This window comes from Actinomadura fibrosa (assembly GCF_900659615.1).
GTDB lineage: Bacteria > Actinomycetota > Actinomycetes > Streptosporangiales > Streptosporangiaceae > Spirillospora > Spirillospora fibrosa.
On the sequence record NZ_CAACUY010000062.1, the window covers coordinates 1 to 24286 of the forward strand.

Below are 24286 nucleotides of genomic sequence, written 5' to 3' on the forward strand. Positions count from 1 at the left end.
CCCTCCGCGGTCTCGCTCGGCGACACCGCGGCGGCGCTCGCCAAGCAGCTCGGCTCCCGCACCGCCGGATCGTGGATCGACCAGTCCACCGGCCGGCTCAAGGTCGCGGTCACCGACGCGAGCGCGGCGCGGGCCGTGCGCGCGGCCGGCGCCGAGGCGGCCACCGTCACGCGCAGCGGCAAGGACCTGGCGAAGGTCATGGCCGCGCTCAAGCGCGACGCGACCGTCCCCGGCACCGCGTGGGCCGTGGACCCGGCCGCGAACAAGGTCGTCCTGTCCATGGACAGCACGGTCACCGGCGCGAAGCTCGCCAAGGTGAAGGCGGCGGCGGCCAAGCAGGGCGCCGCGGTCCGCACCGAGCGGGTCGCGGGCGCGTTCCGCCTGTTCACCCGCGGCGGCGAGGCGATCTACACCGGCAGCGCCCGCTGCTCGCTCGGCTTCAACGTCAGGAGCGGGAGCACGTACTACTTCCTGACGGCCGGGCACTGCACCAACATCGGGTCGAGCTGGTACGCCAACTCCAGCCGCACCCAGCTGCTCGGCACCAGGTACGGGACGAGCTTCCCCGGCAACGACTACGGCATCGTCCGGTACAGCTCGACGCCGACCGACACGCAGGGCTCCGTCAGCCTGTACAGCGGCGGCACCCGCGACATCACCGGCGCCGGGAACGCGACCGTCGGCATGAGCGTGCAGCGCAGCGGCAGCACCACCGGCGTGCACGGCGGCCAGGTCACCGCCCTCAACCAGACGGTGAACTACGCCGAGGGGTCGGTCAGCGGCCTGATCAGGACGACGGTCTGCGCCGAGCCGGGCGACAGCGGCGGCTCGCTGTTCTCCGGGTCCACCGCGATCGGGCTGACCTCGGGCGGCAGCGGCAACTGCAGCTCCGGCGGCACGACGTACTTCCAGCCGGTCACCGAGGCGCTCAGCCGCTACGGCGTCTCGGTCTACTAGATCGGGAGAGCGCTCCGCGCGAGCACGGCCCCCGTCCTCGGCCCGTCCGAGGGCGGGGGTTCCGCGTCCCGCGAGAGGACGCGCCTCAGTAGGCGGCGGGGACTTCGAGGGTGCGGAGGACCTCGGCGATGACCTCGCGCTGCCGCTCGACGAGGTAGAAGTGGTCGCCGGGCAGGGCCTTCAGCGCGAACCGGCCGTCGGTCAGCTCGCCCCAGCGCGCGGCCTGCTCCTCGGTGACGTGCGGGTCGGCGTCCCCGATGATCGCCGTGACCGGGACCGACAGCCGGGCGCCGGGCCGGTGGGCGTAGCCCTCGATCAGCGCGAAGTCGTTGCGCACGTACGGCAGGACGAGCTCGCGCAGCTCCGGGTCCTGGAGCACCTCGGCGTCGGTGCCGCCGAGCTTGAGCATCTCCTCGACCACGCCGTCGTCGTCGCGCTCGGCGACCCGCTCGTCGCCGCGGTCGTGCGGCGCGCGGGCGCCGGAGGCGAACACGTGCACCGGGGCGCTCCCCCGCTCCTGGAGCAGCCGCGCCACCTCGTAGGCGAGGACGGCGCCCATGCTGTGCCCGAACAGCGCGGCGGGGCGGTCCAGCAGCGGCGCCATCGCCCCGGCGACGAGCCGGGCGAGCTGGTGCGCGTCGGTGACGAACGCGTCCGCCATCCGGTCGGCCCGGCCCGGGTACTGGACGGCGTGCACCTCGACGGCCGGGCTGATCTCCTTGGCCCACGGCCGGTAGAAGACCGCGGACCCGCCCGCGTGCGGCAGGCAGAACAGCCGCATCGACGCCCAGGGGCGCGTCTCCGGGCAACGGAACCAGCTCACGTGATCAACTCCTCCTGCTCGTGCCGGCGGGAGGCCACGCGCGGGTCGTGCGGCAGCGGCCACGGCGCGAGCCGGGGGTCCGGGACGAGCTTGGACGCGGTGGTCTCCGCGGCCACCTTAAAGCCCCGCCGCCGGTAGTTCGCCATCGCGTTCGGGTGGTCGAGGGTGCTGGTGCGCAGCCACACCCGCGTCGCGGGGCCCGTCCCGGGCGCCCACAGCTCCCCGCGCCGCCACGCGCGGCGGGCGCACTGCTCGACGAGGTGGCCGCCGTAGCCGCGGCCGACGAACGCGGGCGTGAGCCCGACGAGGTGGACCTCGGTGTCGCCGCCCGGCTGGGCCTCCAGCTCGAAGAAGCCCGCGACCGTGCCCTCGGCCATCGCGAGCCAGGTGCTCAGCTCCGGCCGCTCCACCCAGGCCCGCCAGTCGGCGTGCGTCCACGCGAACCGGTCGGTCCAGCAGACGGGCGCGCCGACCGCCGCGTACAGGGCGCGGTTGAGGTCGGCGGACGGCACCCGGGCCTGGGTGAAGGCCATCTCGGTGTCCGGCGGCGGCGCGGGCCGCAGGTCGGACGCGTGGAGCATCTCCATCGTCCACTCGGTGACCGCGGGCACCTCCCGGTGGCCGGTCCCGCCGGGGCGCGGCCCGTCAGCCACCCATCGCCTCGATGAGGCTCTTCGGCCGCATGTCGGTCCAGTTCTCCTCGATGTAGTCCAGGCAGGCCTGCCGGGTGTCCTCGGCCTTGGCGACCGTCCACCCGGCGGGCACCTCGGCGAATGACGGCCACAGCGAGTGCTGGCCCTCGTCGTTGGTCAGGACGACGTAGGTGCCCTCGGGGTCCTCGAAGGGGTTGGTCATGGCATTCCTTTCAACGGGGAGTCGGCGGGCGGGTCGTGCGGGTCAGCCCTCGGCGGTGCGCAGCTTGTCGAGCTTGGCGGCGAGCACGGCGCCCATCTCGGCGGCCGTGCCTGGCTCCATGAGGAGGTGGTGCTCGGCGTCGAGGGGGTAGTCCTCGATCCCGCCGTCCACGAGCGGCCCCCAGTTGGACGGGCCGGTCGGCGACTCGGGCGTCCGGTCCCGGAGCGCGGTGAAGAAGACGATGTCGCCGCGGAACGGGCCGGGCCGGTACCGCTCGGCGCAGTGCAGGCCGTTCTCGTAGTTGCGGTAGACGTTGACGAGGTCGTCCTCGCCGAGGGTGGCGAGGGCGTCCTCGCGCTCGGCCAGCACCGCCATGATCTGCTCCATGTCGGGGTTGCCGTCCTCGGCGACCATCCTCGCGTCGACGCCGATGCTCTCCAGCAGCTCGGGCAGGATCTCGCGCTTCTCCGACTCCAGGTCCTGGCCGTGGTAGGCGTCGATCAGCGCGAGCAGCCCGATCTCCTCGCCGGCCGCCTGGAGCCGCACCGCCATCTCGTAGGCGACGAGCCCGCCGAGGGACCAGCCGCCGAGATGGTAGGGGCCGGACGGCTGGACGGTCCGGATCTGCCGCACGTACTCCTCGGCCATGTCCTCGACGGAGCCGGGCAGCTCGGGGCGGGTGAACCCGGTGGCCTGGAGCCCGTACACCGGCTGGTCGGGGCCGAGGTGCCGCTGGAACTGGAGGTAGCTCCAGGCGAGGCCGCCCGCAGGGTGGACGAGGAAGAGCGGCGGCCGGGTCCCGGACGCGCGGATCGGGAGCAGCACCTCGAAGCCGAGCCGGTCCTCGGGGTCGCCGGCGCGGGCGAGGGCCTCGGCGGTCTGGTGGGTGAACACGTCGCGCGGGGTGAGCTCGACGCCCGCCTGCCGCGCGCGCGTGACGACGCGGAGCGCGGCGATGCTGTCGCCGCCGAGGTCGAAGAAGCTGACGTCGGCGCCGACCCGGTCCAGGCCGAGGACCTCGGCGAGGATCCCGCAGATCCGCTCCTCCTCCGGGGTCGCGGGGTCGCGGCCCGCCGCCGCCTCGGCGTAGTCGGGGGCGGGCAGGGCGCGCCGGTCGAGCTTGCCGTTGGGCCCGACCGGGAAGGTGTCGAGGCGGACGAACGCGGCGGGCACCATGTAGCCGGGGAGCCGCTCCGCGGCGTACCGCTTGAGCCCTTCCAGGCCCGCGCTCCGGTCGGCGGTCGCCGGGGTCGGGGCGCCCGGGACCAGGGCCTGTGCCGACGCGGAGCCCTGGGGGATGACGTAGGCGACCAGGCTCTTGGCGCCCGGCGCGTCCTCGCGGGCGAGCACGGCGACGTTGGCGACGGACGGATGCGAGGCGAGCACGGCCTCGATCTCCCCCAGCTCGATCCGGAACCCGCGGACCTTGACCTGCCCGTCGGCGCGGTCGACGTACTCCAGCGTGCCGTCCGGCCGCCACCGCATCAGGTCGCCCGTGCGGTACATGCGCCCGCCGGGCGGCCCGAACGGGTCGGCGACGAACCGCTCGGCGGTGAGGCCGGGCCGCCGCAGGTAGCCGCGGCCGAGCCCGGACCCGGCGATGTACGCCTCGCCGACGACGCCCGGCGGGACGGGCCGCAGCGCCGCGTCCAGCACGTAAACCTGCCGGTCCTCCATGGGACGGCCCAGGACGGGGACCGTCTCGACCGGGTCGGCGAGCCGGGCTCGCTGCGCCGCGTGAGTGGTGTAGGTGGTGGCCTCGGTGGGGCCGTAGACGTGGCCGACTCCGGTGTCCGGGCAGGCCGCGAGGACCTTACGCATCGCGGCCGGCGAGCCCGCCTCCCCGCCGGTGAGGACCTCGCGGAGCCGCGCGAACGCGCGCGGCCGCTCGTCGGCGACGAGGTTGAACAGCGTCGTGGTGATGAACAGGCCGGTGACGTCCCCGGCGGCGATGGCGGCGTCGAGGGCGGCGCCGTCCAGGTGGCCGGGCGGCGCGACGACGGCGGTGCCGCCGTTGAGCAGCGGCGTCCAGATCTCGTAGATCGAGGCGTCGAACGCGTGCGGCGAGTGGACGAGGACGCGCTCGTGGGCGCCGCGCAGCCCGCCGTCGGTGGCGAGGCCGACCGCGTCCCGGTGGCGGAGCATGACGCCCTTCGGCACGCCCGTGGAGCCGGACGTGAACAGCACGAAGGCGAGCTGGTCGGGGTCGCAGGCCACTCCCGGATCGGTGGACGGCTGCGCGTCCGTCTCCGGGTCGTCGTCCAGCACCAGGAGGTGCGCGGCGGTGTCCAGTCCGGCGACCCGGTCGCGCATCGCGGTGTCGGTGAGCAGGACGGGCGCGCCCACCTCGGCGACGGCCCATTCCATCCGCTCGCGCGGGTAGGCGTGGTGGATCGGCGCGCACGCGCCGCCCGCCTTGATGATCGCCAGGGTCGCGACGACCGTCGCGGCGGACCGTTCGAGCAGGACGGCGACGGGCGTCTCGCGGCCGACGCCGAGCGCGGCCAGCCGGTGCGCGAGCCGGTTGGCGCGGGCGTCCAGCTCCGCATAGGTCAGTTCGGTGAACGTCGATTCCGCGGAGGGTTCGCCCAGCGCGCGGACGGCGGCGGCGTCCGGCGTGCGGTCGCGCTGCTCGGCGAAACGCGCGGTGACGGTGCCGGGCGTCCGCGGCGTCGCCGGGCCCTGCCAGGCGCGCAGGACGAGGTCGCGCTCGGCCTCGTCGAGCGTGCCGACCCGGCCGAGCGGCAGGTCGGGGCGGTGCGCGACGGCCTCCAGGATCCGGACGAGCCGCCCCATGATCCGTTCGGCGTCGTCCGCGGAGTACAGGTCGCTCCGGTGGTCGAGCCGCAGCGACAGGCCCCGGCCCGGCACGGCCGCGAGCGACAGCGGGTAGTGGGTGGCGTCGTAGCCGCCGGCGTCGTGGAGGGACAGGCCGCCGAGGGAGGTGCCCGCCGCGTCGGGGTCGAACGGGTAGTTCTCCAGGACGGTCATGGTGTCGAACAGCGTCCCGGTCCCGGCGAGCCGCTGGATGTCGGCGAGGCCGAGGTGGTGGTGGGCCATCAGCGCGGCCTGCTCGGCCTGGAGGCGGGTCAGCGCCTGCGCGACGGTGTCGCCCGGCCGCACCCGGACGCGGACCGGCAGCGTGTTGATGAACAGGCCGATCATCTGCTCGACGCCGGGCAGCTCCGGCGGGCGGCCGGACACCGCGGCACCGAACACGACGTCCGTGCCGCCGGTGAGGCCGCCGACGAGCATGCCCCACGCGAGCTGCAAGACGGTGTTGAGCGTGACGCCTTGGGCGCGTGCGCGCGCGCCGAGCGCCGCCGTGAGGTCTTCGCTCAACTGGCGCCGCACCCGTCCAGGCGGTTCCGTGCCAGGCTCGGACGCTCCGGGCGCGACGAGCGTGGGCTCGTGCACGCCGTCCAGGGCGCGCCGCCATGCCTCCTCGGCGGCGGAACGGTCCTGCTGGGCGAGCCACGCCAGATAGTTCTTGTACGGGGTGACGCGGGGCATCCCGGTGTCGTCGCCCTTGGCCAGGTAGAGCGCGAACAGCTCCGTCTGGAGGACGGGCGTGGACCAGCCGTCCAGCAGGATGTGGTGGTTGGTGAACACCATCCGGTGCAGGTCGTCGGCGAGCCGGATCAGCAGGAAGCGCAGCAGCGGCGGCTTCGCCATGTCGAACGGGCGGGCCCGCTCGCGCTCGGCCAGCGCGCGCGCCTCCGCCTCCCGCTCCGCCTCGCCGAGGCCGGACAGGTCGGCGTTCTCCCACGGCAGCCGCACCTGGCGGTGGACGACCTGGACCGGCGTGCCCTCCTTGCGCTGCCGGAACCCGGCCCGCAGGTTGGCGTGCCGCCGCAGCAGCGTCGCCGCCGCGGCCCGCAGCGCGTCCGCGTCGAGGGGGCCGCGCAGGTCGAACACGATCTGCGCGGTGTAGACGTCGTGCCCCGAGTCGTACAGCGCGTGGAAGAACAGTCCCTGCTGCAACGGGGACAGCGGGAGGATGTCCTCCAGCTGAGACTTCGTCGTCACTCCGGCTCCCATTCGCCGTCCAGCTCGGCGGCCAGCTCGTCGATCTCGTCCTGGCTGACGTCCACCAGCGACAGGTCGGACGGGGTGAACCCGCCGACCGGGCCGTCCGCGGCCCCGTCCACGACGTGCGCGACGAGCCCGCGCAGCGCCGCGAACCAGCGGTCCGCGAGGTCGCGCACCGCCGCCTCGTCGAGCAGGCCCCCGGCCCACGTCCACGTCGCCGACAGCTCGGGGCCGCCGGGCAGGTCGCGGGTGTGCGCGTTCACCTCGACGGCGTGGACGAGGCCGAGCGCGTCGTCCTGCCCGCCGCCGAGCGCCGCGGCCTCGGCCTGCCCGGCCGGGCCCCAGTCGGCGGCCTCGTCGGCGGCCGAGCGGCCGAGGTAGTTGAACGCGATCTGCGGGTCCGGGCGGCCGCCCAGGCGCTCGCCCGTGACCGGGTTCAGGTGGCGGAGCAGGCCGTATCCGATCCCGTTGTCGGGGATCTCGCGGAGCTGCTCCTTGACCCGCTTCAGCGCGGTGCCGACGGCCTGGCCGCCCTCCCGGACGTCGGCGGGCTCCACCCAGCCGGCGTCGAGCCGCACCGGGAAGATCGAGGTGAACCAGCCGGCCGTGCGCGACAGGTCCACGCCCGGCACGACCTCCTCGCGGCCGTGCCCCTCCAGGTCGATGAGGACGGCCGTCTCGTCGGACACGCCGCGCTCGCGCCGCCACTCGGCGGCGGCCAGCGCGAGGCCGGTGAGCAGCACGTCGTTCACGCGGCCGTGGAACGCGGCGGGCACGTCGGTCAGCAGCGGCGCCGTGACGTCCGCGGGCAGGTCCACGGTGAGGTGCCGGGCCGTCCCGAACGTGTCGGCGGACGGGTCGAGCGGGCGCGTCCCGAGGAGCGGGTCCGGCGTGGCGAGGACGTCCTCCCACAGCGGCAGCTCCGCCGTGCGGGCGGGGTCGGACGCCTCGGCGGCGAGGCGCTGCGCCCAGCGGCGGAACGAGGTCGGGACGGGCTCCAGCTCTCCGCCGGCCCAGGCGGTGACGAGGTCGGGCAGGAGGATCCGCCACGACACGCCGTCCACGACGAGGTGGTGGAGGGTGAGCAGGAGCCGTCCCGGCGCGTCCGGACCGGCGTCGAACCAGACGAGCCGCGCCATCCGCCCGGCCTCGGGGTCGAGGCCGCGGCGGGCGGCGAGGGCCTCTTCGCGCAGGACCCCGCGTAGCGCCTCGCCGTCGAGCCCGGCCACGTCCACCCGGCGGACGAGCGGCGCGGCGTCCACGGCGCCCCGCTCCGCGACCTCGAAGTCGGCGCCGCCCGGATCGTCAGTGCCGGTGACGCGGAGCCGCAGCATGTCGTGGTGGTCCAGGACGGTCTGGAGCGCGGCGGTGAGCCGGTCCACGCCGAGCCCGGGCGGGACCTGGAGCAGCATCCGCTGGCTGTAGTCGCGGGTCGGCCCGTGGAGGTCCTGGAACCAGCGCATGATCGGCGTGGCCGGGACCCGGCCGATGCCCGCGCCGGGCGCCTCCGCCTCGACCCGCTCGCCCTCGGCGGCGGGCCGCGCGACGGCGGCCAGCTCCGCGACCGTCTGGTGCTGGAACACCTCGCGCGGCGAGACCAGCAGGCCGGACTGGCGCGCCCGCGACACGAGCTGGATCGCGATGATCGAGTCGCCGCCGAGGTCGAAGAACCCGTCGTCGATCCCGACCCGGTCCAGGTTGAGGACCTCGGCGAACAGCCCGGCGAGGGTCTCCTCCGCGGCCGTCCGGGGCGCCCGCGAGGACACCGCGGCACCGAAGTCCGGGGCGGGCAGCGCCGCGCGGTCGAGCTTGCCGTTGGCGGTCAGCGGCAGGGCGTCCAGCGCCACGACGGCGGCCGGGACCATGTGGCCGGGCAGCTCCGCGCCCGCGAACCGGCGCAGCCCGGCGGAGTCGATATCGGTGCCGGTGCCGGCCACGTAGGCGATCAGCTTCTCGTCGCGGACGACCACGACGACGTCCTCGACGGCCTCGTGCCGCGCGAGGACGGCCTCGATCTCGCCCGGCTCGATGCGGAACCCGCGCAGCTGCACCTGCTGGTCGGCGCGCCCGAGGTATTCGAGCGTGCCGTCGCGGCGCCAGCGGCCGAGGTCGCCGGTGCGGTACATGCGAGTGCCGGGCTCGCCGTAGGGGTCGGCCACGAACCGCTCGGCGGTCAGCGCGTGCCGGTTCAGGTAACCCCGGGCCAGGCCCGCGCCCGCCACGTACAGCTCGCCCGTCACGCCCGGCGGGACCGGCTGGAGCCGCCCGTCCAGGACGTAGACGCGCAGGTCAGGGATGCCGGTGCCGATCAAGCTGCCGGGCGCCGTGGCGGCGTAGGCCCGGTCGAGCGCGATGTACGAGACGTGGACCGTGGTCTCGGTGATCCCGTACATGTTGACGAGCGTCGGGGCGTTCTCGGGATGCCGGGAGTACCAGTCCTCCAGGCGTCCCAGCTCCAGCGCCTCGCCGCCGAACACCACGTACCGCAGCGCCAGATCGGTTCCCGGACTGGCCTTGTCGGCGGCCATGAGCTGGTAGAACGCCGACGGCGTCTGGTTGAGCACGGTGACGCGCTCGGACGCCAGCAGCGCCAGGAAGTCCTCCGGCGACCGCGAGGTCAGGTACGGGACGACGACCAGGCGCCCGCCGTACAGCAGCGGCCCCCACAGCTCCCAGACCGAGAAGTCGAACGCGTAGGAGTGGAACAGCGTCCAGACGTCGTCCGGGCCGAAGTCGAACCACTGCTCCGTCGAGCGCAGCAGCCGCACGACGTTCTGGTGCGGGATCACCACGCCCTTGGGACGTCCGGTCGAGCCGGACGTGTAGATGACGTAGGCCGGATGGTCGGGCGAGATCTCCACGCCCAGGTCGGTGTCGGCGTAGCCCGCCGCGTCGAGATCGTCCGGGCCGAGGGTCAGGACGGGCTTGGCATCCTCCACCATGTAGGCGATGCGATCGGCCGGATAATCCGGGTCGATCGGCACATAAGCCGCGCCCGCCTTCAACACCGCCAGGATCGCGACCACGAGGTCAGCCGAACGCGGCAGTGCCAAGGCGACGAACTGCTCCGGGCCGACACCCCGATCCACCAGATGACGCGCCAGCCGATTCGCCCGCGCGTTCACCTCGCCATACGTCCAGGACACGCCCTCGAACGTGACCGCGAGCGCATCCGGGGACGCCGCCGCCCGCGCCTCGAACAGCGCCGGGATCGTCGCCCGCTCCACCGGCTCGGCGCGCCCGCCCGCCCACTTGCGGAGGATCGTGCGGCGCTCGGCGCGTTCCAGGATTTCCGCGGCGCCGATCGGCGCGTCCGGTGCCGCGACCAGCTCGCGGACGAGCCGGTCGAAGCGCGCCGCGATCGACTCCGCGGTGGCCGGGTCGAAGAGGTCGAGCGCGTACTCCAGGGCGGCCTCGATCCCGGCGGGGGCGCCGTCGCCGCCGTGCCGCTCCTCCAGGTACAGCGACAGGTCGTACTTGGCGGCGGTGGACGGGAGGGGCTCGGCGCCGCCCGTCAGGCCGTCGAGTTCGAGCGTCGCCTCGGGGTTGTTCTGGAACGACAGGACGACCTGGAACAGCGGGTGCCGCGCCATCGACCGGGCCGGGTTGAGGACCTCGACGAGCCGCTCGAACGGCAGGTCCTGGTGCGCGTAGGCGGCGAGGTCGGTCTCCTTGACCCGCGCGACCAGGTCGCGGAAGGACGGGTCGCCGGAGGTGTCGGTGCGCAGCACGAGCATGTTGACGAACATGCCGACGAGGTCGTCCAGGGCCTCGTCGGTCCGGCCCGCGATCGGCGAGCCGATCGGCACGTCCGTGCCCGCCCCGAGCCGCGTCAGCAGCGCCGCGTACGCGGCCTGCATGACCATGAAGAGGCTCGCGCCGCTCTCGCGCGCCAGGGCGAGGAGCCCGGCGTGCACGTCGGCGTCCAGGGTGAAGGCGTGGGTGCCGCCCCGGTAGGACGCCTCGGCGGGACGCGGGCGGTCCGCCGGGAGGGGCAGTTCCTCGGGCAGCCCGGCGAGGGCGTCCCGCCAGTACGCGATCTGCTGCGAGACCAGGCTGTCCGGGTCGTCCTCGGAGCCGAACAGCTCGCGCTGCCAGAGCGTGTAGTCGGCGTACTGGACGGGCAGCGGCGCCCACCGCGGCTCCCGCCCCTCGGCGCGCGCCGCGTAGGCGAGCAGGACGTCGCGGGCGAGCGGCGCCATCGACCAGCCGTCCGCGGCGATGTGGTGCAGGACGAGCAGGAGGACGTGCTCGCCGCCGCCGAGGCCGAACAGCAGGGCCCGCAGCGGCGGCTCGACCGACAGGTCGAAGCCGCGCCCGACGGCGGCGGCCAGCGCGGCGGGCAGCCGCGCCTCGTCCGTCTCGACGACGTCGAGGCGGGGGCGGGCGTCGGCGGGGTCGAGGACGAGCTGCCGGGGGGTGCCGGAGCCGTCCGGGAAGATCGTGCGGAGCGGCTCGTGCCGGGCGGTGATGTCGGCGAGCGCGCCGCGCAGCGCGTCCCGGTCGATCGCGCCGGACAGCCGGAGCGCGACCGGCATGAGGAAGGTGGCGGAGGCGCCCTCGAACCGGTTGAGGAACCACAGCCGCTGCTGCGCGTACGACAGCGGGACCACGCCGGGGCGCTCGGCCGGGACGAGCGGCGGGCGCGCCGTCCCCACCGCCTCACCGAGACGGGCTGCGAGGCCCGCGACGGTCGGTGCCTCGAATAGCGCGCGGACGGGCAGCTCGGCGCCGAGCGCGGAGCGGACGCGGCTGACCAGGCGGGTCGCGGTGAGCGAGTCGCCGCCGAGGTCGAAGAACCCGTCGTCCACGCCGACCCTCGGCACGCCGAGGACCTCGGCGAACAGCCCGCAGAGGATCTCCTCCTGGGGCGTGCGCGGCGCGCGGCCTTCGGTGACGACGGGGGCGTCGGGGGCGGGCAGCGCGGACCGGTCCAGCTTCCCGTTGACCGTCAGCGGCAGCGCGTCCAGGGCGGTGAACGACGGGACCATGTAGTCGGGCAGGCGCGCGGCGGCGAACCGGCGCAGCGCGGCGAGGTCGAGCTCGCCGGCGGTCCCGGCGGCGGGGACGACGTAGGCGGCGAGGCGCCGGTCGCCGGGCCGGTCCTCGCGGACGGCGACGGCAACCTGGGCGACGCCGTCGAAGCCGCGCAGCACGTCCTCGATCTCGCCGGGCTCGACGCGGAAGCCGCGGATCTTGACCTGGTCGTCGGCGCGGCCGAGGTACTCGACGGTGCCGTCCGGGCGCCACCGGGCGAGGTCCCCGGTGCGGTACATGCGGTCGCCGGGCGCGCCGAACGGGTCGGCGACGAACCGCTCGGCGGTCAGCGCGGGCCGCTCGAAGTAGCCGCGGGCGAGCTGCGCGCCCGCCAGGTACAGCTCGCCGGGGACGCCGGGCGGGACGGGCTGGAGCGCGGTGTCCAGCACGTACGCGCGGGTGTTGCGGTAGGGGGCGCCGATCGAGGGCCGCTCGCTGCGGGCGACGACCTGGTTCAGCGTGTCGACGGTCGCCTCGGTCGGCCCGTAGAAGTTGCGGGCGGTGAGGCCCGCGGGCAGGGCGCGCAGCTCGTCCCACAGGACGTCGCCGATCGCCTCGCCGCCGAGGAGGATCTGCGCGGGGCGGTGCCGGCCGTCGCCGTCGAGCAGGCCCGCCTCGCGGAGCGCCTGGAAATGGGACGGCGTCGTGTTGACGAGGTCGATCCGCTCCCGGGCGACGTAGGCGGTGTAGGCCTCGACGTCGCGGCGCGTGCGGTCGTCGATGAGGTGCAGTTCGTGGCCGTGGACCATCCAGAGCAGGCCCATCCACGACGTGTCGAACGAGAAGGACGCGAGGTGCGCGAACCGGAGGCGGCGCCCGCCCGCCTCGGCGACCGCCGGGTCCATGAACGCGTCGCGGTGCGCCTCGTAGTAGTTGAGGACGCCGAGGTGCGGGACGCTCACGCCCTTGGGGCGTCCGGTCGAGCCGGAGGTGTAGATGACGTAGGCGGCGTTGTCCCGGCTCAGCGGCCGAACGCGGTCGGCGTCCGCCGGGTCGGAGGCGGGCCGTCCGGCGGCGTCCTCCTCCAGGTCGGTGAACGTCTCCGGGGTGAGGGTCAGCGCGGGACGGCAGTCGTCCAGCATGTAGGCGATGCGGTCGTCGGGGTACTCGGGATCGATCGGGACGTACGCGGCACCGGCCTTCAGCACGCCGAGGATCGCGACGACGATCGCGGGCGTGCGCGGCAGGACCAGCGCGACGCGGTCCTCGGAGCCGACGCCGCGCGCGATCAGCTCGTGCGCCAGCCGGTTGGCGCGCGCGTTCAGCTCGGCGTAGGTGAGCCGTTCGGTGCCGCAGACGAGCGCGACGTCGTCCGGGGTGCGGGCGGCCTGCGCCTCGAACACCTCCGGCACGGTCCCGGACGGGAGGTCCGCGGCGGTGTCGTTCCAGGCCGCGAGCCGGAGCCGCTCGTCCTCGGTGGCGAGGGCGACGGCGCCGATGGCCTGGGACGAGTCCTCGGCGAACGCCTCCAGGAAGAGCCGGACTCTGGTGAGCAGCGCCTCGACTACCTCGCGCTCGTAGACGTCGGGGCGGTAGTGCAGGCGCAGCGACAGCCGGTCGTCGGGGACGGCGACGAACGACAGCGGGAAGTGCGTCGCGTCGTAGGAGTCGGCGGCGGCGATGCGGACGCCGTTGAGCGACCCGTCCATCGAGGACGGGTCGAACGGGTAGTTCTCCAGCACCGTCATGGTGTCGAACAGCGCGCCGCCGTGCCCGGCGATCCGCTGGATGTCGGTGAGGCCGAGGTGGTGGTGCGGCAGCAGCGCGGTCTGCTCCTCCTGGAGCCGCTCCATCAGCGCGGACAGCGGCTCGTCCCGCCGGTACCGGACGCGGACCGGCAGCGTGTTGATGAACAGCCCGATCATCTGCTCGATGCCGGGCAGCTCCGGTGGCCGCCCGGAGACGGTCGAGCCGAACACCACGTCCTGCGAGCCGAGCAGCCGGCCGAGGACGAGGCCCCACGCGCCCTGGAGCACGGTGCTGAGCGTGACGCCGTGTCGCCGGGCCGCGCGGGTGAGGCGCCGGGTGGTGCGCTCGTCGAGCTCGGCGGCGGTCCGCTCGGGCCGCGCGGGCGGGCGGCCCGCCGCCTCCGGCGCGACGAGGCTCGGCTCGCCGACGCCGGAGAGGGCGCTCCGCCACGCCTCCTCGGCGGCGGCGCGGTCCTGCTTCGCGAGCCACGCCAGGTAGTTCTTGTACGGGGTGACGCGCGGGAACCCGGTGTCGTGGCCGCCCTGCACGTACAGCAGGAACAACTCGGTCGCGAGGATCGGCGTGGACCAGCCGTCCAGCAGGATGTGGTGGTTGGTGAGGACGAGGCGGTGCCTGTCGGCGCCCCGGCGCACCAGGACGAACCGCAGCAGCGGCGGCGCCGTCATGTCGAAGCCGCGCGCCCGCTCCCGCGCGACGACGGCGTCGGCCTCGGCGTCGCCGGCCGCGTCGACCTCCTCCCACGGCAGGTCCACCGTCCGCGGAACGACCTGGACCGGCCGCGACAGGTCCTCGTGCCAGAACGCGGCGCGCAGGTTGGAGTGCCGGCGCAGCAGCGTGCCCGCGGCGGTCCGCAGCGCGGCGGCGTCGAGCGGCCCCTCCAGGTCGAGGACGAGCTGCGCCGTGTAGACGTCGGTGTCGTCCGCGTCGAACAGCGCGTGGAAGAAGAAGCCCTGCTGCAGCGGCGACAGCGGCAGGATGTCCTCAAGGTCACCGCGGTTCAATGCTGGTTCCTCCACGCGCTCTGCAGCTTGTCGATCTCGTTCTGGTCCAGGTCGACGAGCAGGTCGGACGGAGTGAACCCGCCGGCCGCCGCGCCGTCGTCCGCGGCCGCGGCGACGTGCGCGACGAGGCCGCGCAGCGCGTCGGCCCAGGCGTCCGCCAGCTCCCGCACCGCGTCCTCGTCGAGCAGCCCGCCGGGCCACGTCCAGGTCGCGGACAGCACGGGCCCGCCGGGCAGGTCCCGGGTGACGGCGTTGACCTCCAGGACGTGCGCGGCCGGCATCCGGGGGTCCTCGCCGGGGAGCGGCTCCTCCGGCGCGACGCTCCAGTCGGAGCCCTCCGCGCCGGGCGCGATCCGGCCCAGGTAGTTGAAGGCGATCTGCGCGGGCGGGAGCTCGGCGAGCTCCCCGTCCGGGTCCCCGCCGCAGTACCGCAGCAGCCCGTACCCGGTGCCGGGCGGGACGGCCCTGAGCTGCTCCTTCACGTTCTTCAGCGCGGCGCCCGCGGCGGGGCCGCCGGACCGCACCTCGGCCCAGTCGGCGGCCCCGGCGTCGACGCGGACGGGGTGGATCGTGGTGAACCAGCCCGCGGTGCGCGACAGGTCCGCGCCTGGCACGGTGTCGTCGCGGCCGTGCCCCTCCAGGTCGACGAGCACGCCGGTGCCGCGGCCGCCGCGGTGCCGCCGCCACTGCGCGACGGCGAGCGCGAGGCCGGTGAGCAGCACGTCGTTGGCGCGGCCGTGGAACGCCGCCGGGACGTCGGTGAGCAGCGGCCCGGTGACGTCGGCGGGCAGCTCGACCGACAGCGACCGGGCGCGGGCCGCGATGTCGGCGCGCGGGTCGAGCGGGCGGGCGGCGAGCCGCTGGTCGGGGCCGTCGGCGATGTCGAGCCAGTCCTCCAGCTCGTCCGCGTCCGGGACCGCGGTGGTGAGGCGCTGCGCCCAGCGGCGGAACGAGGTCGGCACGGGCTCCAGCTCTCCCCCGGCCCACGCGGTGACGAGGTCCGGGAGGAGGAACCGCCACGACACGCCGTCCACGACGAGGTGGTGCAGGACGACGAGCAGCCGGCCCTGGTCGCGGCCCGCGTCGAACCAGACGAGCTGCGCCACCGTCCCGGCCACCGGGTCCAGGCGGTCGCGGGCGGCGGCGGCCTGCTCGGCGACGACGGCGGCGAGCTTGTCGGGGTCCATGCCGCCGGTGTCCACGCGGGTCACGAGCGGGGCGGCGTCCACCGCGCCGGGCGGCCGGACGACCGGCTGCCAGGCGCCGTCCTCGACGTCCAGCCGCAGGCGGAGGACGTCGTGGTGGTCCAGGAGGGTCTGGAGCGCGGCGGCCAGCCGGTCCGCGCCGAGGTCCGGGGGCGTGCGGAGCAGCATCGACTGGTGGAACCCGGCGATCAGCGACGCGTCGCCGCCGACCCGGTCGCGCAGCCACGCCACGATCGGGGTGACCGGGACCGGCCCGACGCCCGCGCCGGGCGGCTCGGCCTCGATCCGCTCGTCCTCGCCCGCGGGCCGCGCGACGGCGGCCAGCTCCTCCACGGTCTGGTGCTGGAACACCTCGCGCGGCGTGATGACGAGCCCGGACCGGCGGGCCCGCGACACGAGCTGGATCGCGATGATCGAGTCGCCGCCGAGGTCGAAGAACCCGTCGTCGATCCCGACCCGCTCCAGGTTCAGGACCTCCGCGACCAGCCCGGCGAGGATCTCCTCCTGCGCGGTGCGGGGCGCGCGGGACGACACCTTCGCCGACAGGCCGGGGTCGGGCAGCGCCGCGCGGTCGAGCTTGCCGTTGACCGTGAGCGGGAGCGCCTCCAGCTCGACGACCACCGCGGGGACCATGTGGTCGGGCAGTTCCGCACCCGCGAACCGGCGCAGCTCGGCCGAGTCGATCACCGAGTCGGTGCCCTCGCCCGCCACGTAGGCGACGAGGCGCCCGTCGCGGACCACGACGGCCACGTCCCTGACGGCCTCGTGCCGCGCGAGGACGGCCTCGATCTCGCCCGGCTCGATCCGGAACCCGCGCAGCTGCACCTGCTGGTCGCTGCGGCCGAGGTATTCGAGGCGGCCGTCGTCCAGCCACCGCCCGACGTCGCCCGTCCGGTACATGCGGGTGCCGGGCTCGCCGTAGGGGTCGGCCACGAACCGCTCGGCGGACAGGCCCGGCCGGTTGAGGTAGCCGCGCGCCAGGCCCGCGCCCGCCACGTACAGCTCGCCCGTCACGCCCGGCGGAACCGGCTGGAGCCGCCCGTCCAGGACGTAGACGCGCAGGTCAGGGATACCCGTTCCGATGACGCTGCCGGACGCGGTCGCCGCTGTGGCCCGGTCCAGCGCGATGTACGAGACGTGCACCGTGGTCTCGGTGATCCCGTACATGTTGACCAGGGTCGGGGCGTTCTCGGCGTGCCGGGAGTACCAGTCCTCCAGGCGGCCCAGCTCCAGCGCCTCGCCGCCGAACACCACGTACCGCAGCGCCAGATCGGCGCCCGGGTTCTCCCGGTCGGCGGCCATGAGCTGGTAGAACGCCGACGGCGTCTGGTTCAGGACGGTGACCCGCTCCGCCTCCAGCAGCCGCAGGAACTCCTCCGGCGAGCGCGAGGTCAGGTACGGGACGACCACGAGGCGCCCGCCGTACAGGAGGGAGCCCCACAGCTCCCACACGGTGAAGTCGAAGGCGTAGGAGTGGAACAGCGTCCAGACGTCGTCCGGCCCGAAGTCGAACCACTGCTCCGTCGAGCGCAGCAGCCGCACGACGTTCTGATGCGGGATCACCACGCCCTTGGGACGGCCGGTCGAGCCCGACGTGTAGATGACGTACGCCGGATGGTCGGGCGAGATCTCCACGCCCAGGTCGGTGTCGGCGTAGCCCGCCGCGTCGAGGTCGTCCGGGCCCAGGGTCAACACGGGCTTGGCGTCCTCGACCATGTAGGCGATGCGATCGGCCGGATAGTCAGGGTCGATCGGCACATAAGCCGCGCCCGCCTTCAACACCGCCAGAATCGCCACGACCAGGTCAGCCGAACGCGGCAGTGCCAAGGCGACGAACTGCTCCGGGCCGACACCCCGATCCACCAGATGACGCGCCAGCCGATTCGCCCGCGCGTTCACCTCGCCATACGTCCACGACACGCCCTCGAACGTGACCGCGAGCGCATCCGGGGACGCCGCCGCCTGCGCCTCGAACAGTGCCGGGATCGTCGCCCGCTCCACCGGCTCGGCGCGCCTGCCCGCCCAGTGGCCGAGGATCGCGGCGCGCTCCTCGGCGGCGAGGACGTCGGCGGCGCCGATCGGCGCGTCCGGGTCGGCGAGCAGCGCGGACAGGTACCGCTCGAAGCGGGCGATGAGGCGCTCGGCGGTCGCCGGGTCGTAGCGGTCGAGCGCGTACTCCAGCTCGCCGTCGAAGCCGTCGGGCCGCTCGGTGAGGATCATCAGCAGGTCGAACCGGGACACGCCGGCGTGCAGCGGCTCCAGCACGGCGCTGAACCCGGGCAGCTCCAGCCGCGCCTCGGGATTGTTCTGGAACGTCAGCCCGATCTGGAACAGCGGGTGGCGGCCGAGGTGCCGCGGCGGGTTGAGGACCTCGACGAGCCGCTCGAACGGGACGTCCTGGTGCGCGTAGGCGGCGAGGTCGGTCTCCTTGACCCGCGCGACCAGGTCGCGGAACGACGGGTCGCCGGAGGTGTCGGTGCGGAACACGAGCATGTTGACGAACATGCCGACGAGGTCGTCCAGGGCCTCGTCGGTCCGGCCCGCGATCGGCGAGCCGATCGGCACGTCCGTGCCCGCCCCGAGCCGCGTCAGCAGGGCGGCGAACGCGGCCTGCGCGACCATGAACGCGCTGGCGCCGGTGTCGCGGGCGAGGCCGAGCAGCCGGTCTCGGACGTCCGTGCCCAGCCGGAACCGGGCCGTCGCGCCGCGGTAGGTCGCCTGCTCCGGGCGGGGCCGGTCGGCGGGGATCGGCAGCTCCTCGGGCAGCCCGGCGAGGGCGTCCCGCCAGTACGCGATCTGCCGGTAGACCAGGCTGTCCGGGTCGTCCTCGGAGCCGAGGAGCTCCTGCTGCCAGAGCGTGTAGTCGGCGTACTGGACGGGCAGCGGCGCCCAGTCCGGCTCCCGCCCCTCGGCACGGGCCGCGTAGGCGGTGATGAGGTCGCGGGCGAGCGGCGCCATCGACCAGCCGTCGCCGCCGACGTGGTGCATGAGCAGCAGCGCGACGTGCTCCTCGGGGCCGACGCGGAACAGGTGGGCGCGCAGCGGCGGCTCGGCGGAGATGTCGAAGGCGTAGCCCGCGGCCATCGCGAGCCGCATCGGCAGCTCCGCCTCGCCCGTCTCGGTGATCTCCAGTTCGGGGCGGGCGGCGGCCGCGTCCAGGACGAGCTGGCGGGGCACGCCGCCGCTGTCGGGCAGGACCGTGCGGAGCGTCTCGTGCCGCTCGACGAGGTCGCCGATCGCGGCGCGGAGCGCGGCCACGTCCAGGGCGCCGCGGATGCGGATCGCGGCGGGCATGTTGTAGGTGGCGGACGGCCCCTCGAACCGGTTGAGGAACCACAGCCGCTGCTGCGCGTACGACGGCGGCACCACGGCGGGCCGCTCGCGCCGCTCCAGCGCGGGCCGGTCCGGCTCGCCGCCGGGCCCGTCGAGCAGCCCGTCCAGCCGCGCGGCGAGGCCCGCGACGGTCGGCGCCTCGAACAGCGCGCGGACGGGCAGCTCCACGCCGAGCGCGCGGCGGACGCGGCCGACGACCCGCATGGCGATGAGCGAGTTGCCGCCGAGCGCGAAGAAGTCGTCGTCGGCGCCGACGCGGTCCACGCCGAGCAGCCCGGCGAACACGGCCGCGACGGCCTCCTCCCGCGGCCCGGCGGGGGCGCGGTAGGCGGTCCCGGCGGCGGGCGCGAGCTCGGGCCTCGGCAGCGCCTTGGTGTCGACCTTGCCGTTCGGGGTGAGGGGCAGCGCGTCCAGGACGACGACGGCGGCGGGCACCATCGCCTCGGGCAGGCTCTCCCGGACGTGGGCGCGGAGCTCCTCGGGGTCCACGGTCTCGCCGGGCGCGGCGACGACGTAGGCGACGAGCCGCTTCACGCCGGGTCCGGCCTCCGCCGGAGCGGGCGCCGGAAGCGGCGCCGGGGCGAGGGCGGCGGCGCGGCGCTCCTCGGCGCCGGGCAGGTCGAGGCCCTCGACGGTCACGGCGCCGCCGGTCGCGACGGCGGCCTCCAGGACGTCCCGGAACCAGCCGGCGAGCCGCTCGGCGGTGCCGCGGTCGAACAGGTCGAGCGCGTACTCCAGCGTCCCGGCGAGGGCGCCCGGCTCGGTGCGGGAGTCCTCCAGCAGGAACTCCAGGTCGAACTTGGCGACGCCCGGGTCGACCGGCTCGACGGCGACGTTCAGGCCGGGCAGCTCGACGGACGCCTCGGGGTTGTTCTGGAGGGTCAGCATGACCTGGAACAGCGGGTGCCGGGCCAGCGACCGGACCGGGTTGAGCACCTCGACGAGCCGCTCGAACGGGACGTCCTGGTGCGCGTAGGCGGCGAGGTCGGTCTCCCGGACGCGGGCGAGCAGCTCGGCGAACGCCGGGTCGCCGGAGGTGTCGGTGCGCAGCACGAGCGTGTTGACGAACACGCCGACGAGGTCGTCGAGGGCCGCGTCGGTGCGCCCGGCGACGGGCGAGCCGATCGGGACGTCGGTGCCGGCGCCGAGCCGGGTGAGCAGGGCCGCGAGCGCGGCCTGGAGCACCATGAACACGCTGACCTGGTGGTCGCGGGCCAGCGTCCGCAGCCCCTCGGCGACGTCCGCGGGGACCGCGAAGGCGACCTGGCCGCCGCGGTAGGACGCCCGCTCGGGGCGCGGCCGGTCGGCGGGCAGCGCGATCTCGGCGGGCAGCCCGGCGAGCGCGTCCCTCCAGTGGGCGAGCTGGCGGGCGGCGAGGCTGTCCGGGTCGTCCTCGGAGCCGAGCAGCTCCCGCTGCCACACGGCGTAGTCGGCGTACTGGACGGGCGGCGGCGCCCACGCGGGCGCCGCGCCGTCGCGGCGGGCCAGGTAGGCGGTGATGAGGTCGCGGGCGAGCGGCGCCATCGACCAGCCGTCCCCCGCGATGTGGTGCAGGACGATCAGCAGCAGGTGCTCGTCCGGGGCGAGGCGGTACAGGTGGGCGCGGAGCGGCGGCTCCTTCGCCAGGTCGAACCCGCGGGTGGCGTCCGCGAACAGCGCCGCGAGCGGGTCGCCGACGATCTCGCCTGTGGTCAGGACGGGCTCGGCCTCGTCCACGCCGAGAATGATCTGGCAGGGCTCGCCGTCGGCGTCGCCGAACAGCGTCCGCAGCGGCTCGTGCCGGGCGACGACGTCGCGGAGCGCCGCGCGCATCGCGTCCTCGTCGAGGGCGCCGGTGAGGCGCAGCGGGATCGGCAGGTTGTAGGTGGCCGTCGGCCCTTCGAGCCGGTTCAGGAACCAGAGCCGCTCCTGCGCGTGCGACACCGGCAGCGGGTCGGGGCGCGGGTCGGCCGGCACCAGCGCGGGGCGCACCGGCTCCGCGGAGGCGGCGGCGATGTACGCGGCGAGCCCGGCGACCGTCGGCGTCTCGAACAGCGCCCGGACGGGCAGTTCCACGCCGAGCGCGGCGCGGGCCCGGGACACGACCCGGGTGGCCTTGAGGGAGTCGCCGCCGTGGTCGAAGAACCCGTCGTCCACGCCGACGCGCTCGACGCCGAGCACGTCCGCGAAGATCCCGCAGAGGATCTCCTCGCGGGCGTCGCGCGGCCCCCGGCTCCCCGCGGACGCGGCGAAGTCGGGCGCGGGCAGCGCGGCGCGGTCGAGCTTGCCGTTCGGGGTGAGCGGCATCGCGTCCAGCACGACGACCGCGAGGGGCACCATGTAGTCGGGCAGCGTCCGCGCCACGAACGCGCGGAGCGCCGCCGGGTCGCGGCCGCCGACGGTGTAGCCGACGAGGACGGTGTCGCCCGCCGCGTCCTCGCGCGCGACGACGACGCTCTGCGTCACCTCGGGGTGCGCAGCGAGCGCGGCCTCGATCTCGCCCAGCTCGATGCGGAACCCGCGGACCTTCACCTGGTGGTCCAGCCGGCCCAGGTACTCGATGTTCCCCGCCGCGTTCCAGCGGACGAGGTCGCCGGTGCGGTACATCCGGGCGCCCGGCCGCCCGAACGGGCACGCCACGAACCGGTCGGCGCTGAGGCCCGGCCGGTTCAGGTAGCCGCGGGCCAGGCCGTCCCCGGTGACGTACAGCTCGCCGGGCACGCCGACGGGCACCGGCCTCAGCCGGGCGTCCAGCACGTACGCGCGGGTGTTGGCCATCGGGCGGCCGATCGGCGCGACGCCCTCGGCGTTGCCGTCGTCGTACCAGCCCGTCACGAAGATCGTCGCTTCGGTGGGGCCGTAGATGTTGGAGATCCGCGCGTCCGGCAGCAGCGCCCGGATGTCCCGGACGAGCCGCGGCGGCAGCGCCTCGCCGCCGAGCGCCACGTCGCCCACGTCGAGGCGCAGGCCGCCGCGCGCCAGCAGCACCGCGACGGCGGACGGGACGCCGCTGACCAGCGTCCCGGACCAGCCGCCGCGCTCGGCGACCTCCAGCAGGTCGCGGACGACCTCGATCTCGCCGCCGAGGGTGAGCGGCACCAGCCACTCGAACACCGACACGTCGAAGTTCAGCGACGTCGAGAACAGGACGCGCGCCATCCGCTCCGCGCCCCACCCGGCGACGGACTCGGCGCAGAAGTCCACGACGTTGGCCTGGGAGATGACGACGCCCTTGGGGCGGCCCGTCGAACCCGACGTGTAGATGACGTAGGCCGCGTTCCCCGGGTGCAGCGGCCGGACGCGGTCGGCGTCGGCCGGGTTCCGGTCGGGGTGGCCGCTCAGGTCCACCTCGTCCAGCAGGACGCGCGGCGTCGCGCCGGGCAGGTCCGCGCCCGCGGTCGTGATGGCGCAGGCGGGCGCCGCGTCCGCCAGCATGAACGCGAGCCGGTCCGGCGGGTAGGCCAGGTCGACCGGCAGGTACGCCGCGCCGGCCTTCAGCACCGCCAGCGCCGCCACCACCAGGTCGGCGTTCCGCGGCAGCGCGAGCGCGACGAGGTCCTCCGGCCCGACGCCCCGCGCGATCAGCAGGTGCGCCAGCCGGTTGGCGCGCTCGTTCAGCTCCCGGTACGTCAGCGCCTCGCCGCGGTGGACGACCGCGCGGGCGTCCGGGGTGCGGGCGGCCTGCGCCTCGAACAGGTCCGCGACGACGGCAGGCTCGACGGGCAGGTCCGTCGCGTTCCAACGGTCCAGGACGAGCGCGCGCTCCTCCTCGTCCAGCAGCTCCACGTCGCCGATCGGCGTCGACGGGTCCACCTCGCCGAGCGTCCGCAGCAGCCGGACGTAGCGCTCCTGGTGCGCGGCGACCTCCCCCTCGGTGTAGAGGGCGGGGTTCGCCTCGAAGTCGATCCGCGTCCCGGCGCCGTCGAGGTTGTCGTAGATGTTGATCGACAGGTCCTCGACCGGCCCGGTGGTGATGGCGTGCATCCGCCCGGGCGTGCCGGCGAAGTCCAGCCGGTAGTCGAACGCCATGATGTTGATGACCGGGCCGTACAGCCGCCGCTGCTCGCCGAGCAGCTTCAGGTCGCGCAGCAGGTCCTCGCGCCGGTAGCGCTGGTGCCGCAGCGCCCGCGCGGTCGCCCGCGTCACCGTCCGCACCAGCTCGTCCACGGTCATGTCCGGGCGGACCGTGACGCGCAGCGGCATCACCGACGACAGCATCGCCGGCGTCTCCAGCGCCAACCGCGTCGCCCTCCCGGTGACGGCGAGGCCCAGGATGACGTCCTCGGTGCCGGTCATCCGCGCCACGTACGCGGCCGTCGCCGCGAGCGCCAGGCCCGGCGCCGCGGTGCGCAGCCGCCGCGCCCCCGCCGCCAGCGCGGCGCTCTCCTCCGCCGGGATCACCGTGATCCGGCTCAGGTAGTCCGCGGCCGGCGGGGCCATCTCGTCCGCCAGGCTGACCGCGACCGGCCGGTCGGCGAACCGCTCCGTCCAGTAGGCGCGGTCCCGCTCGAACTTCTCCGACTCCCGGTACGCGGCCTCCTCCGCGAGCAGCCTCCGGTACGAGCCGTGCATCTTCGGCTCGTACTCGCCGCCGTTCGCGAGCGTCGTGTAGATCTCGGCGGCGCGGTGGCTCACCAGCGGCCCGCAGAAGCCGTCCTGGAGCGCGTGGTGGACGCGGATGAACCACCAGTGCAGGTCGGGCCCGAGCCGCAGCAGCGCCGTCCGCCACAGCGGGTCGGAGTCCAGCGGCAGCGGCTCGGCCATCCGCTCCTTCACCCAGGCGCGCGCGGCGGCGCGCGGGTCCGGCTCCCCGCTCAGGTCGACGAGCGGGATCGTGGCCTTCGGATCCGGGTTCAGCACCTGGAAGGGGACGCCGTCCCGCTCGACGAAGCGGACATGCAGCGACTCGCCCTCGTGCGCGGCGATGCGCGCGACCCGGTCGAACAGCTCGTGGTCGACCGGCCCCTCGATCTCGATGTACAGCGCGATGTGGATCGGCGTTTCCGGGGCCAGCTGCTGCGCGTACCAGACGCTCTGCTGCGCGGCCGAAAGGGGAACGTGCTCAGTGGACGACATCAAGCGGTACTTTCCCGGTCGAAGGGGTTGCTTCAGTGCTCGGCATCGGTGCCGGGAAGGCGCCGGCGGGCAGAAATCCAGAAGGAATTGACCACGAATCGATCGGTTGTCCCCGTCCCCTTTCCCCGAGTTCCCGCCGGGAACGCGGACGCGGCCGCGTGATCCCCCGGGAGACGGACGCGCCGTGGCCCCAGTGACACAGAGCGGCGCCGCTTTCCGCCCTCGACCGGACCCCGCCCCCTCGACCTACGCCCTACTCAGGAGTAGCGGGAGCACAG

General features: G+C 74.9%; 7 protein-coding genes. 1 reads left to right on the forward strand and 6 read right to left on the reverse strand.

All coding sequences use genetic code 11. The features are described from left to right. A partial coding sequence (locus tag E1300_RS21760; protein WP_131758878.1) for a S1 family peptidase occupies positions 1–957 on the forward strand: 957 nt, incomplete at its 5' end. An 85-nt stretch (positions 958–1042) separates the two neighbouring features. Here E1300_RS21760 and E1300_RS21765 read toward each other — a convergent pair. Genes E1300_RS21765 through E1300_RS21790 form a run of 6 tightly spaced genes read right to left on the reverse strand, consistent with a single transcriptional unit; the run spans position 1043 to position 24008 of the window. Continuing rightward, the gene (locus E1300_RS21765) at positions 1043–1780 is read right to left on the reverse strand and encodes a thioesterase II family protein (protein WP_207399884.1); all 738 of its coding nucleotides are present in this window, start codon (positions 1778–1780) and stop codon (positions 1043–1045) included. Continuing rightward, positions 1777–2433, reverse strand: a complete 657-nt coding sequence (locus E1300_RS21770; RefSeq protein WP_242619308.1) for a GNAT family N-acetyltransferase — start codon at positions 2431–2433, stop codon at positions 1777–1779. The genes E1300_RS21765 and E1300_RS21770 overlap by 4 nt, the downstream gene beginning before the upstream one ends. Next, complete coding sequence (locus E1300_RS21775) at positions 2426–2635, reverse strand: MbtH family protein (protein ID WP_131758879.1); 210 nt, start codon at positions 2633–2635, stop codon at positions 2426–2428. Before E1300_RS21775 ends, E1300_RS21770 begins: the two co-directional genes overlap by 8 nt. Positions 2636–2677: 42 nt before the next feature. Further along, positions 2678–6664, reverse strand: a complete 3987-nt coding sequence (locus E1300_RS21780) for a non-ribosomal peptide synthetase (protein WP_242619309.1) — start codon at positions 6662–6664, stop codon at positions 2678–2680. After that, positions 6661–14415 (reverse strand): non-ribosomal peptide synthetase, encoded by a 7755-nt coding sequence (locus tag E1300_RS21785; protein ID WP_131758881.1) that lies wholly within the window; start codon positions 14413–14415, stop codon positions 6661–6663. Before E1300_RS21785 ends, E1300_RS21780 begins: the two co-directional genes overlap by 4 nt. Next, entirely contained in the window at positions 14412–24008 is a 9597-nt protein-coding gene (locus E1300_RS21790; RefSeq protein WP_131758882.1) for a non-ribosomal peptide synthetase, read from the reverse strand. Before E1300_RS21790 ends, E1300_RS21785 begins: the two co-directional genes overlap by 4 nt. Positions 24009–24286 lie beyond the last annotated feature (278 nt).